This window comes from Streptococcus infantis (assembly GCF_000963255.1).
GTDB classification, from domain to species: domain Bacteria; phylum Bacillota; class Bacilli; order Lactobacillales; family Streptococcaceae; genus Streptococcus; species Streptococcus nidrosiense.
Map to the genome: position 1 here is coordinate 160,840 of NZ_JYOV01000012.1, position 12,742 is coordinate 173,581.

The 12,742-nt window shown below is 40.0% G+C and carries 11 protein-coding genes; 7 read left to right on the top strand and 4 right to left on the bottom strand.

Features of this window, described 5'->3' with window-relative positions; all coding sequences use genetic code 11:
- Window positions 1–22 precede the first annotated feature (22 nt).
- The 3 genes from TZ96_RS05470 (at window position 23) to TZ96_RS05480 (ending at window position 4,072) form a co-directional block, all read left to right on the top strand.
- Window positions 23–1,090: an AbiH family protein gene (locus TZ96_RS05470; protein ID WP_045763225.1), complete on the top strand. Its 1,068-nt coding sequence runs from the start codon at window positions 23–25 to the stop codon at window positions 1,088–1,090.
- Window positions 1,087–2,298 carry a restriction endonuclease subunit S gene (locus tag TZ96_RS10980; protein WP_075230467.1) on the top strand — a complete coding sequence of 404 codons (1,212 nt, stop codon included), beginning with the start codon at window positions 1,087–1,089 and terminating at the stop codon, window positions 2,296–2,298. The genes TZ96_RS05470 and TZ96_RS10980 overlap by 4 nt, the downstream gene beginning before the upstream one ends.
- 172 nt (window positions 2,299–2,470) lie before the next feature.
- Window positions 2,471–4,072 carry a type I restriction-modification system subunit M gene (locus TZ96_RS05480; RefSeq protein ID WP_045763226.1) on the top strand — a complete coding sequence of 534 codons (1,602 nt, stop codon included), beginning with the start codon at window positions 2,471–2,473 and terminating at the stop codon, window positions 4,070–4,072.
- A gap of 347 nt (window positions 4,073–4,419) precedes the next feature.
- Here TZ96_RS05480 and TZ96_RS05485 read toward each other — a convergent pair whose 3' ends face one another.
- Genes TZ96_RS05485 through TZ96_RS05500 form a run of 4 tightly spaced genes read right to left on the bottom strand, consistent with a single transcriptional unit; the run spans window position 4,420 to window position 7,381 of the window.
- Window positions 4,420–5,286: a cysteine ABC transporter substrate-binding protein gene (locus TZ96_RS05485; RefSeq protein WP_045763227.1), complete on the bottom strand. Its 867-nt coding sequence runs from the start codon at window positions 5,284–5,286 to the stop codon at window positions 4,420–4,422.
- Between the two features lie 18 nt (window positions 5,287–5,304).
- Window positions 5,305–6,063, bottom strand: coding sequence for an amino acid ABC transporter ATP-binding protein (locus TZ96_RS05490; protein ID WP_045763228.1), 759 nt, complete (start codon window positions 6,061–6,063; stop codon window positions 5,305–5,307).
- Complete coding sequence (locus TZ96_RS05495) at window positions 6,064–6,741, bottom strand: amino acid ABC transporter permease (RefSeq protein ID WP_045763229.1); 678 nt, start codon at window positions 6,739–6,741, stop codon at window positions 6,064–6,066. It lies immediately after the preceding gene.
- Window positions 6,701–7,381 (bottom strand): amino acid ABC transporter permease, encoded by a 681-nt coding sequence (locus TZ96_RS05500; RefSeq protein WP_000384100.1) that lies wholly within the window; start codon window positions 7,379–7,381, stop codon window positions 6,701–6,703. Before TZ96_RS05500 ends, TZ96_RS05495 begins: the two co-directional genes overlap by 41 nt.
- A gap of 206 nt (window positions 7,382–7,587) precedes the next feature.
- On the opposite strand from TZ96_RS05500, the gene TZ96_RS05505 reads away from it, so the two are divergent.
- From TZ96_RS05505 to spxB, 4 genes are all read left to right on the top strand, one after another.
- Window positions 7,588–7,983 carry a CopY/TcrY family copper transport repressor gene (locus TZ96_RS05505; protein WP_045763230.1) on the top strand — a complete coding sequence of 132 codons (396 nt, stop codon included), beginning with the start codon at window positions 7,588–7,590 and terminating at the stop codon, window positions 7,981–7,983.
- A 10-nt stretch (window positions 7,984–7,993) separates the two neighbouring features.
- Window positions 7,994–8,365, top strand: a complete 372-nt coding sequence (locus TZ96_RS05510) for a cupredoxin domain-containing protein (RefSeq protein ID WP_000933322.1) — start codon at window positions 7,994–7,996, stop codon at window positions 8,363–8,365.
- A 9-nt stretch (window positions 8,366–8,374) separates the two neighbouring features.
- Complete coding sequence (locus tag TZ96_RS05515) at window positions 8,375–10,597, top strand: heavy metal translocating P-type ATPase (RefSeq protein ID WP_045763231.1); 2,223 nt, start codon at window positions 8,375–8,377, stop codon at window positions 10,595–10,597.
- Between the two features lie 323 nt (window positions 10,598–10,920).
- Window positions 10,921–12,696, top strand: a complete 1,776-nt coding sequence (gene spxB / locus TZ96_RS05520) for a pyruvate oxidase (RefSeq protein ID WP_045763232.1) — start codon at window positions 10,921–10,923, stop codon at window positions 12,694–12,696.
- Window positions 12,697–12,742: the final 46 nt, after the last annotated feature.

Below are 12,742 nucleotides of genomic sequence, written 5' to 3' on the forward strand. Positions count from 1 at the left end.
AGTAATAGAAAGGGGGGATATAGTGGAAAAATTATTTATTATTGGAAATGGTTTTGATATAGCACATGATTTAAAGACGAATTATCTATATTTCAAGAAGTTCGTTTATCAGCAGGCTTATGGGAAAGATGATTTGTTAGAGTCGTTGCAAACATCAAAGGGAATTTGCGACTTTTTTAGGGAAAAGGATATTGAAATTCAAGAACAACATCGATATGCTAAGGAAGATGGGTTGAGAGACATATATGGATATTCTCTATCCAAAATTAGAAATGGTCAGTTAGATAAACATGAACGGTATCAATTTATTTATCGACACATGATGCAATTAATGGGATTAGAGAATTTTTGGTCTCAGTTTGAGCATGATTTAGGTTGGATAAATGAGGTGAAAATTATACTGTCATCTTGTGGCCTAGAAGATTTAGAAACAGATGCTGAGGAGCTGGCAATGATTCTTGAAAAATTTCTAATAGAAGACATTGAAAACTTATTTCGGGAATGGGTTCAATGTTTTATTCTTGAATGGAATAATATGCCTTCTAATCTAAAAAAACTAAAACGAAAGAAATCTGTTGAACACAATAAAAATGCCTACTTTTTAACTTTTAATTATAGTATGTTGTTAGAGGATTTCTACGGTATAAATTCTGAACAAATATGTCATATACATGGAAGCATTTTTGAAAATAAGCTAATATTTGGACATAATCGTGAAATCGATTCTTATGATGAATCTATACAAAATGATCCAACTGCGGTACGTGACTTTCTTTATAATTTAGTTGATTTGACTAGAAAGCCTGTCCATCAGCAACTTAGAAAACATGAATACTTTTTCAAAAGTTTAAGTTCTATTAAAGAAATCTACTTCATTGGTTTTGGTATTCGGGATGAGAATGGAGTGGATGCTCCGTACTTTAAAGAAATCTTTAAACAAGCACCGGATGTGAGTATTTATATAGACCAGTTTGATAAGGAGAATGAATATACTATTAAGAAAATACTTAAGGCATGGGGTGCTCATAAAGCTTATCAATTGCAATTTATAGATACAAATAAAGATGAAATAGTTGGAGGAGATATATGACAAAGAAACCAAGTTATCGCTTTGCGGGTTATACTGAACCTTGGGAAGAGAAGAAGTTGGGTGAGTATGCAAAATATAGAAGGGGTTCTTTTCCGCAACCTTACGGGAAAAAAGAATGGTATGGAGGAGAAGATTCTATGCCATTTGTACAAGTTATTGATGTTACGGATAATCTTACTTTGGTTAATGATACAAAGCAAAAAATTAGTAAGCAAGCTCAACCAAAGAGTGTTTTAGCCCCAAAAGGAACTGTGATTGTAACATTACAGGGGAGTATAGGACGAGTTGCAATTACACATTATGATACTTATGTAGACCGTACTTTATTAATTTTTGAGAGTTATAATTTTCCTACGCATGTAGGTTTTTGGGCATATACCATTCAAAATAAATTTGAGATTGAAAGAAAAAAAGCTCCGGGTGGAACTATAAAAACCATCACAAAAGAAGCATTATCTAGCTTTGAGATTTCCCTCCCCTCCCTCCCCGAACAAACCACCATCGGTTCTTTCTTCCAAGATATTGACCAGCTCATTAGCCTTCAACAGCGTAAGTTAGAGGTGCTCAAAGAGCAGAAGAAAACCTACCTCAAACTCCTCTTCCCAGCCAAAGGACAAAAGAAGCCAGCCCTTCGCTTTGCAGGATTTGAAGATGAGTGGAAAGAAGTGAAGTTGGGGGAAATTGGTGAAATTCAAACGGGTAATACTCCGCCTACTAATGAAGAAGATAATTACGAAAAGAATGGATTTCCATGGGTCACACCTACTGATATTAATTCATTGGTGCTTCATACGACCTCAAAACAATTATCAGAAGTAGGTAAATCCAAAGCTAGAATTGCTAAGTCTGGTTCAATATTGGTAACATGTATTGCGAGTATTGGGAAAAATACATTAGTTAGAACTGATTCGGCTTTTAATCAACAAATTAATTCATTGACGCCTAGTGAAAAATATTCATCGTATTTTTTATTAACACAGTCTGAAATTTGGTCAAGATACATGCTCAGTGTAGCAGGTGCAGGAACAATGCAAATTATTAATAAAAGTGACTTTTCAAATATTAAGACTATGGTACCTTCTCTCCCTGAACAAGAAGCCATCGGCTCTTTCTTCCAAGACCTAGACAAGGCTATTGCCAAGCAAGAGGAAAAAGTCAACCAGCTCAAAGAAAGCAAACAAACCCTACTCAGAAAAATGTTTATCTAAGATACAAAGACCGCAAAAAGCCCAGTAAAAATAGGAAACTGGCACAGTCTTCGATGAAGACCAGACAGTTTATCTTTTTTACCCAGCTTTTAGGTCGTGTTCAATTCATAAGATACCAAGACCATAAAAAGCTACACTAAACGAATGAAAGTTGAAATTGATAGGAGACCCTATGTCACAAACAGATTTATCAAGAGAACTCTACCAATCCCTCTGGAATGCGGCAGATATCCTGCGTGGCCAGATGGAAGCCAATGAATACAAGTCCTACCTCTTGGGCTTGATTTTCTACAAGTACCTATCCGACAACATCCTCCAAGCCGTCTGTGATAACTTGGACGAGACTTTTGAGTCCTTACAGCAAGCGCAGCTTCTCTATGAGGAAAACTTTGCGGATGCAGATGTCCGTGAAGACCTCATTGAGGTCTTAAATGACGAGCTGGGCTATGTGATTGAGCCTTCTCTAACCTTTACCAAGCTGGTTCAGTCTATCCATGAAGGAACCTTCCAGCTAGAATCCCTAGCCCAAAGTTTCCGTGATATCGAGCAGGCCAATGAAAAATTTGAAAATCTTTTCGAAGATATCGACCTCTATGCTAAAAAGCTAGGCAACACCCCACAAAAGCAAAACAAGACCATCTCTGAGGTTATGAAGCAACTCAACGACCTCAATGTGTCTGGTCATGCTGGTGATATCTTGGGTGATGCTTATGAGTACTTGATTGGCCAGTTTGCCAGTGATTCTGGGAAAAAGGCTGGGGAGTTTTATACACCTCAAGCAGTCTCTCACCTCATGACTCAGATTGTCTTTGCAGGGCGCGAGCATCAAAAGGGGATGTCGGTTTACGACCCGACCATGGGTTCTGGTTCTCTCTTGCTCAATGCCAAGCGCTACAGTAAGCAAGCTTCGACAATTTCTTACTACGGTCAAGAATTGATTACTTCGACCTTTAACCTTGCTCGTATGAATATGATGCTTCATGGGGTTGCGATTGAGAACTATCACCTCAGCAATCACGATACCCTAGACGAAGATTGGCCGACTACGGAGCCGACAGACTTTGATGGGGTTTTGATGAACCCACCCTATTCATTGAAGTGGTCAGCAGATAGTGGATTCTTGCAAGATCCTCGCTTTTCAAGTTATGGAGTTCTGGCACCTAAGTCCAAAGCAGATTTTGCCTTCCTCCTTCACGGTTTTTACCACCTCAAGCATAATGGTGTCATGGCCATCGTCCTTCCTCACGGAGTTCTTTTCCGAGGAGCAGCCGAGCAAAAGATTCGTCAGCATCTGCTAGAAGAAGGCGCTATTGATACAGTTATTGGCTTGCCAGCAAATATCTTCTACAACACCTCTATTCCGACAACCATTATTATCCTTAAAAAGAATCGCACCAATAAGGACGTCTTCTTTATCGATGCCTCAAAAGAGTTTGAAAAAGGGAAAAATCAAAACAATATGACCGAAGACCATATTGCCAAGATTTTGGAGACCTATCAAAAACGCGAGAATGTCGAGAAGTTTGCCCATTTAGCCAGCTTTGAAGAGATTGTAGAAAATGACTACAATCTCAACATTCCACGCTATGTCGATACCTTTGAGGAAGAACCAGTTGTTCCCCTCGCTGACCTCGCCGACCAGCTCGCAGAGATTGATAAAGAGATTGGACAAGTAGAAGCCAGACTCGCACAAATGCGCAGCCAACTAGTAGGCACAACACCAGAAGCCCAAGCAGAATTAACCGCCTATCTCGAAAAATTGAATGAGATTTAGGGAGTAGGGGAAGAATGAAAACATCTCGTATAGATTGTACGAGGTGTTTTTGCATTTTGATGATAAAAAGATTGTAGGACAAGCAGAGTTTGAATAAAATCTACTGCAATAAAAAGTATTTAACAAAAATGAACTGCTCTCTGGTAAGAGGGCAATGAACAAATAACAGATTGAGTAGTGATTTTCCGTTATTTTCGTGATGTGTACTGTAATCGACTGATTTCGGACTTCATTTTGACATATGAAAACTCCCCTATAGTTTCTAGTGAATTTATGTTTTTTCACTGTCCACTATAAGGGGAGTATATTACATTAATTACCTGATTTCTTTTTATTCTCGGAAAGTATTAGTCCACTTTTCCACCTTCAAAAACAAGGTCATCTGCTTTAGCAGCGTCACCGTAAGTTGGGTGAAGTGTTTTTTCATAAGCTTTGTGGAAGAAGTTTTCTTTACCTAATTTTTCGATTTCTTGGTTGATGTAGTCAAGTAGTTCTTGGTTACCTTTTTGAACTGCTGGTGCAATAGTATCTGGATCACCTAGAGAAGAAATTCCTACCTCATATCCTTTATTTTCAAGCGCCCAAGCTAGAACTTCAGTATTGTCAGTAGAGAAGGCATCTCCACGTCCGTCAAGAAGGGCTTGGTAGGCATCGCTATATTGATCGTATTTTTGAAGTTTTACTTCTGGGTGATTTTTCTCAAAGTAAGTTTCAGCAGTCGTTCCTTTTGTAACGATTAAGGTTTTGCCTTCAAGTTCTTTAACGTCTTTGATAACTTTATCTTTTGGTGACACAACACCGAGAGAAACTTTCATGTAAGGAAGGGCAAAGTCAACTTGTTTTTTACGTTCGTCAGTAACTGTGAAGTTGGCAAGTGTGATATCAACCTTGTTTGAAATCAAGTATTCAGCACGGTTAGCTGCATCCACTGATACATATTTCGGTTTGACACCAAGGTCTTGTGCTAATTGGTTACCAAGTTCGATATCGTAACCTTGGTAAGAACCATCGTTGTCAACATAACCAAACGGTTTTTTATCTCCGAATACCGCGATTCGAAGTTCGCCACTTTTCTTAATTTCATCAATGGTGCGAGCTTTGGCAGTTGCCTTTGTAGATGAAGCATCAGAGCTTCCGCCTGAACTACAAGCTGTGACAAAGATAAGCGCAAATGCTAGAGCAAAAACAGTTAGAATTGGTTTAAGTAGTTTCATAATAATCTCCTTTATTGATTATAGATATGAGCCAAACTGGCTAAAGTCAAAGACGTTTAAAAATTCTTGTGCTCGTTTTGTTTGTGGATTTGTGAAGAATTCTTGAGCAGTTCCTTCTTCAGCAATCTTACCTTGGTCAAGGAAGATGATACGGTCCGCAATGGCTTTGGCAAACTGCATTTCATGGGTTACCAGAATCATGGTACGCCCTTCCTGTGCCAAGTCATTGATCAGTTCCAAAACCTCACGTACCATTTCTGGATCCAGTGAAGCCGTTACCTCGTCAAAAAGAATGATTTCTGGATGCATGAGAAGGGCACGAACGATAGCAACCCGTTGCTTTTGTCCACCAGATAATTGGCGAGCAAAGCTATGTTGTTTATCTAGAAGTCCGACACGTTCTAGTAGTTGCAGAGCTTCTTCGGTAACTTCTTTTTTGTCTCTCCCTTGAGCCTTGATAGGACCTAGGATAAGGTTTTGAAGGACATCCAAGTGAGGAAAGAGTTCATAACTTTGAAAGACCATGCCGATTTTTTGGCGAACCAAGTGAAAATCTTTTTTATTTTCAACGATGGACTGGCCATCCAGCAGGATATCTCCTCCTTGAATACTTTCTAAACCATTGAGGCAACGAAGTAGGGTACTTTTCCCACAACCAGACGGCCCTAGGATGACGACCACTTCCCCCTTTTTAACATCTAGGGAAAGTCCTTGGAGGATAGGATTGTCTCCGAAGGATTTTTTTAGTTCCTTGATTTCTAAAATAGTTTCAGACATTTAGTTCCTCCAATGTTTTTCTAAGTGAGTAGATAGTTTGGAAATAGGGAAGCAAACCGCGAAATACAAGACTAGGATGGTTCCATAAATCCAAAAGGAAGCGGTTGGGATAGTCAAACGATTGCTATCTATAATTTGTTGTCCAACTTTGGTAACTTCAACAACCCCAATCAAAACAACCAAGGAAGTCGTTTTAATCATCCGAGTGACAAGGTTGATGGCTTGTGGGAGCAATCTTCTTAAGACCTGAGGGATGATGATGTAGTAGTAGAGTTGAAATTTAGTTAAGCCAAGTGCTTGTCCACTCTCAAATTGATGTTTAGGCAGGGAAGTGATAGCTCCACGAACTAAGTCACCCATCTCAGCTGTTCCCCAGAGGGTGAAAACGATAATAGCAGAAGTCTCACCAGAAATATTGATATTAAAGTTTCGAGCTAAACCAAAGTAAACGATGAAAAGGAGCACCAGCTGGGGCATGATCCGGATAAATTCTAGATAAAAACGAGTCAAGAAACGAATCACTCTAGAATGAGAAGTCATGATAATTCCCATCACCGTTCCGAAAATCATGGATAAGAGGACAGACAGGATAGAAATCCCAATTGTGACTCCCAATCCCTGTAAAATTCTCAGGAGATTATTTCCCTGAAAGAGTACTTGCATTCCCGAATCCTGCATGACGGAGTCTCCTTTCTATCCAGCTAAAGACTAGTGAAATTGGTAGAAGCATGATGAGGTAAGCAACCACCAACATAGCCAGCGCAATATCTGTCTCATAATAGAGTCCAATCAAATCCTTAGCAACGTACATAAGGTCAGCAAGGGCAACTGCTGAAAAGACAGAAGTTTCCTTGATCAGGAAAATAACATTGGCACTAAAGGATGGTAGAGCCACCGCAGTCGCTTGTGGAAGAACCACGTAGCGAAAGACCTGAAATGGTGTGAGGCCAATGGCTAAACCTATTTCATGCTGGGTTTGACTGACGGCTTCTAGCCCGCTTCGGAAGGATTCTGCCATGTAGGAACCACCTAAGAAGATGAGCCCGACTGTTGCACAGACTTCTGAAGAAAGAACAATCCCTATTCGAGGTAGACCAAAGTAGAGAAAGAAAAGTTGTATCAAAAGGGGTGTATTTCGTGACAATTCTATATAGGCTGTTGCCAACTGTGAGAAAACAGGAAGGCGGTAATGCCGGATGACGCTGACGATGAGCCCTAGCAAAAAAGAACCTAGAATTCCCCAAACTGCAATATGCAAGGTCAGAAAGAATGCCTTTTGATAGAGTGGTAGATATTGTTCAACAATGGACCAATCCAAAAGTAGAACCTCCCATCTAGGAAAATGATACAGTTATTGTAGCATTAAAAGAGAGCTTTGGATAATATGTATTTTTTATTGTGGCGATAAAAAATATTTATAGCGGCGATAAATTTTAAAAATGTGATTTCTTTGGTTGACAAATGTAGATTTTGAGAGTATACTGATAATTGTAATTGACAAATGTAGATTTTGGAGGTGTACTGATGCAGATTTCGGATGCAGAATGGCAGGTCATGAAGATTATCTGGATGCAGGGAGAACAGACTAGTACTGATCTGATAAAAGTATTAGAGAAAAGGTTCAGTTGGTCCAAATCCACGATCCAGACACTCTTGGCCCGTTTGGTGGAGAAAGAATGTTTGACTCGGGAAAAACAGGGCAAGTCCTTTGTCTATTCGGCCCTTTTAACGCTAGATGATAGTAGGGGCTTAATGGTTCAGGATATCAAAGACAAGCTTTGTTCTCGAAGAATAAAGCTCTTGCTAGCTGATTTGATTGAAGAATGTGACTTTACCCTAGCTGACTTGGAAGGTTTGGAAGAAGTGATTTCAAAGAAAAAAGCAAGTGCTGTAACAGAAGTAAGATGTAATTGTATGTAAAGGAGACGCTATGTTAAATCTATTTGTATCTATTGTTGTTTTAGGAATGATTGCTTTTATCCTCTTTTGGTTTTTCAAAAAACCGCAAGAAGATGCTAAGAGAGCCCAACAAAAGAATGGCTATCAAGAAATTCGAGTGGAGGTCATGGGAGGATATACTCCAGAAACCATTATCCTCAAAAAATCGCAACCTGCTCGCATTATTTTTGATCGAAAAGATCCTTCACCTTGCTTGGACCAAATCGTATTTCCAGACTTTGGTGTGCATGCAGACCTACCTATGGGAGACCAATATGTGGTGGAAATCACTCCTGAAGAAGCCGGAGAATATGGTTTCTCTTGTGGCATGAACATGATGCACGGTAAGATGATTGTAGAATAGGAGAAGGATATGACTGAAATTGTAAAAGCAAGTCTTGAAAATGGTGTTCAAAAAATCCGTATCACGGCAGACAAAGGCTACCATCCAGCCCATATTCAACTACAAAAAGGAATTCCTGCTGAGATTACCTTTCACCGTGTGACACCGTCAAACTGTTATAAAGAAATTCTCTTCGAAGAAGAAGGAATTCTAGAACCAATCGCTCAAGATGAGGAAAAGATCATTCGTTTTACTCCTCAAGACTTGGGTGAACATGAATTTTCATGTGGCATGAAGATGCAAAAGGGGACCTACACCGTTGTTGAAAAAACTAAAAAGTCTCTCAGTCTTTTACAGCGTTTTTGGATTACTAGTATCTTTACTGTGCCTCTTGTGATTCTCATGATTGGGATGTCTACAGGAGGAATTAGTCACCAAGTCATGCGTTGGGGCACCTTTTTAGCCACAACACCCATTATGCTGGTAGCTGGAGTTCCATATATCAGAAGCGCCTGGGCTAGTTTTAAAAAGCACAATTCCAACATGGATACCTTGGTTGCTCTGGGAACCCTAGTGGCCTATTTCTATAGCTTAGTTGCCCTCTTCACTGGTCTGCCCGTTTACTTTGAAAGTGCTGCATTTATCCTCTTCTTCATTCTTTTGGGAGCAGTTTTTGAGGAAAAAATGCGAAAAAATACTTCGCAGGCAGTCGAAAAATTATTAGACCTACAAGCAAAAACAGCAGAGATTTTGCGTGATGATGTTTATGTTCAAATACCTCTAGAACAAGTCAAAGTTGGGGATCTCATTCGCGTTCGACCAGGTGAAAAAATAGCTGTTGATGGGATTGTCTTAGAAGGTGAAACGAGTATTGATGAATCAATGGTGACTGGGGAAAGTATTCCAGTCGATAAATCAGTTGGAGATGCTGTCATTGGTTCAACCATCAATAATAGTGGTACGATCATCTTTAGAGCTGAAAAAGTTGGTTCTGAGACTATGTTGGCTCAGATTGTGGACTTTGTGAAAAAAGCGCAAACCAGTCGTGCTCCGATTCAAGATTTGACAGACAAGATTTCTGGTATTTTCGTACCAGCAGTTGTCATTTTAGGCCTCCTTACTTTTTGGATCTGGTTTGTCTTGCTTGGTGAAAGCTTTGTGACTTCCCTTCTTTACGGAGTTGCTGTCTTGATTATTGCTTGCCCTTGTGCTCTTGGACTTGCGACACCGACAGCACTTATGGTAGGAACAGGACGAAGTGCTAAGATGGGGGTTCTCCTCAAAAATGGTACAGTTTTACAGGAAATTCAAAAAGTTCAAACAGTTGTTTTTGATAAGACTGGAACCTTGACCGAAGGGAAGCCAGTAGTGACAGATGTTATTGGTGATGAAAGAGAAGTGATCAGCTTGGCTGCTTCACTGGAAGATGTATCTCAACACCCGCTAGCTCAAGCTATTGTTAATCGTGCATCTGAACTAGGAATTAGCCTTTACCCAGTGGAAAACTTCCAAGCCTTGCATGGAAAAGGTGTGACTGGGATTATTAATGGTAAACAAGTCTTGCTTGGGAATGCCAAACTTTTAGCTGATCTTGACATTCCGAGTGACTATCAAGAACGATTTGATTTACTTGAGAAAGAAGCAAAAACAGTTGTCTTCCTATCCGTGGATGGTCAGTTAAAAGGCTTAATTGCCTTGCAGGATGTCCCTAAGGAAAATGCTCGAGAAGCTATTGCCAAATTGAAAAAACGTGGTCTTAAAACGGTCATGCTTACCGGAGATAATGCTGGAGTAGCCCATGCGATTGCAGAGCAAATTGGAATCGAAGAAGTGATCGCAAATGTCTTGCCAGAGGAAAAGGCACATGAAATTCACAAGCTTCAAAAGAATGGCAAATTGGCCTTTGTTGGAGATGGTATCAATGATGCGCCAGCCCTCAGTGTAGCGGATGTCGGAATTGCTATGGGCTCTGGGACAGATATTGCCATTGAATCAGCAGATCTTGTCCTCACAACCAACAATTTACTAGGATTGGCACGTGCTTTTGATATGAGTAAGAAGACCTTTAATCGTATTCTACTCAATCTTTTCTGGGCTTCTATCTATAACCTCATTGGTATTCCGATTGCAGCAGGAGTCTTTTCAAGTCTTGGTTTGGTGCTCAATCCAGAACTTGCAGGATTGGCCATGGCCTTTAGTTCAGTCTCTGTTTTAATCAGCTCTCTTATGCTTAATTTTACTAAAGTCGATTAATACTCTTCGAAAATCAAATTCAAACCATGTCAGCTTCACCTTGCCGTACTCAAGTACAGCCTGTGGCTAGCTTCCTAGTTTGCTCTTTGATTTTCATTGAGTATAAAAAGGCGGTTTTAACCGCTTTTTTGCTATTCTAAAACAGATTTTCAAAACGTTTTCAATCTGTACTGTAATAGAGAATGAAGTTTTCTGAGCACATTCTTATGAAACTATAAGTAAATGTGATAAATTAGGAGTGTAAATTTACTGAATCGTTTTCAAAAAACATATAAAAGCGCTTTTATTATTCATCAAATTAACTTTTAAGGAGAGTTATCATTATGACTCAAGGGAAAATTACTGCATCTGCAGCAATGCTTAACGTATTGAAAACATGGGGCGTAGACACTATCTACGGTATCCCATCAGGAACACTTAGCTCACTTATGGACGCTTTGGCTGAAGACAAAGATATCCGTTTCTTGCAAGTTCGCCACGAAGAAACAGGTGCTCTTGCAGCAGTTATGCAGGCTAAATTTGGCGGATCTATTGGTGTTGCAGTTGGTTCAGGTGGTCCAGGTGCGACTCACTTGATCAACGGTGTTTACGATGCAGCTATGGATAACACTCCATTCCTTGCTATCCTTGGATCACGTCCTGTTAACGAATTAAACATGGATGCCTTCCAAGAATTAAACCAAAACCCAATGTACAACGGTATCGCTGTTTACAACAAACGTGTAGCTTACGCAGAGCAATTACCAAAAGTAATCGACGAAGCTTGCCGTGCTGCCGTTTCTAAAAAAGGTCCAGCCGTTGTTGAAATTCCAGTAAACTTTGGTTTCCAAGAAATCGACGAAAACTCATACTACGGTTCAGGTTCATACGAACGTTCATTCATCGCTCCTGCTTTGAACGAAGTTGAAATCGACAAAGCTGTTGAAATCTTGAACAATGCTGAACGTCCAGTTATCTATGCTGGTTACGGTGGTGTTAAATCTGGTGAAGTGATCACTGAATTGTCACGTAAAATTAAAGCACCAATCATCACAACTGGTAAAAACTTTGAAGCTTTCGAATGGAACTATGAAGGTTTGACAGGTTCTGCTTACCGTGTTGGTTGGAAACCAGCTAACGAAGTGGTCTTTGAAGCAGACACAGTTCTTTTCCTTGGTTCAAACTTCCCATTTGCTGAAGTTTACGAAGCCTTCAAGAATACTGAAAAATTCATCCAAGTCGATATCGACCCTTACAAACTTGGTAAACGTCATGCCCTAGACGCTTCCATCCTTGGTGATGCAGGTCAAGCAGCGAAAGCAATCCTTGACAAAGTGAATCCAGTTGAATCTACTCCATGGTGGCGTGCAAACGTTAAGAATAACCAAAACTGGCGTGATTACATGAACAAACTCGAAGGTAAAACTGAAGGTGAATTGCAATTGTATCAAGTTTACAATGCAATCAACAAACATGCTGATCAAGACGCTATCTATTCAATCGACGTAGGTGACACTACTCAAACATCTACTCGTCACCTTCACATGACACCTAAGAACATGTGGCGTACATCTCCACTCTTCGCGACAATGGGTATTGCCCTTCCTGGTGGTATCGCTGCTAAGAAAGACAATCCAGATCGCCAAGTATGGAACATCATGGGTGACGGTGCATTCAACATGTGCTACCCAGACGTGATCACAAACGTTCAATACGACCTTCCAGTTATCAACGTTGTCTTCTCAAATGGTAAATATGCCTTCATCAAGGACAAATACGAAGACACAAACAAACACTTGTTTGGTTGTGACTTCCCTAATGCTGACTATGCGAAAATCGCTGAAGCTCAAGGAGCTATTGGATTTACAGTTGACCGTATCGAAGACATCGACGCAGTCGTTGCTGAAGCTGTTAAATTGAACAAAGAAGGTAAAACTGTTGTTATCGATGCTCACATCACTCCACATCGTCCACTTCCAGTAGAAGTACTTGAATTGGATCCAAAACTTCACTCAGAAGAAGCAATCAAAGCCTTCAAGGAAAAATACGAAGCAGAAGAACTCGTACCATTCCGTCTCTTCTTGGAAGAAGAAGGGTTGCAATCACGCGCAATCAAATAATTTCTCTTGTGGAAAATCAAAAGTAAACATTGTAAATTTTATGCTT

Coding starts and splice junctions, on each gene's coding strand:
- TZ96_RS10980 (WP_075230467.1), top strand. CDS start 1,087: ATGACAAAGAAACCAAGTTATCGCTTTGCGGGTTATACTGAACCTTGG.
- TZ96_RS05480 (WP_045763226.1), top strand. CDS start 2,471: ATGTCACAAACAGATTTATCAAGAGAACTCTACCAATCCCTCTGGAAT.
- TZ96_RS05485 (WP_045763227.1), bottom strand. CDS start 5,286: ATGAAACTACTTAAACCAATTCTAACTGTTTTTGCTCTAGCATTTGCG.
- TZ96_RS05490 (WP_045763228.1), bottom strand. CDS start 6,063: ATGTCTGAAACTATTTTAGAAATCAAGGAACTAAAAAAATCCTTCGGA.
- TZ96_RS05495 (WP_045763229.1), bottom strand. CDS start 6,741: ATGCAGGATTCGGGAATGCAAGTACTCTTTCAGGGAAATAATCTCCTG.
- TZ96_RS05505 (WP_045763230.1), top strand. CDS start 7,588: ATGCAGATTTCGGATGCAGAATGGCAGGTCATGAAGATTATCTGGATG.
- TZ96_RS05510 (WP_000933322.1), top strand. CDS start 7,994: ATGTTAAATCTATTTGTATCTATTGTTGTTTTAGGAATGATTGCTTTT.
- TZ96_RS05515 (WP_045763231.1), top strand. CDS start 8,375: ATGACTGAAATTGTAAAAGCAAGTCTTGAAAATGGTGTTCAAAAAATC.
- spxB (WP_045763232.1), top strand. CDS start 10,921: ATGACTCAAGGGAAAATTACTGCATCTGCAGCAATGCTTAACGTATTG.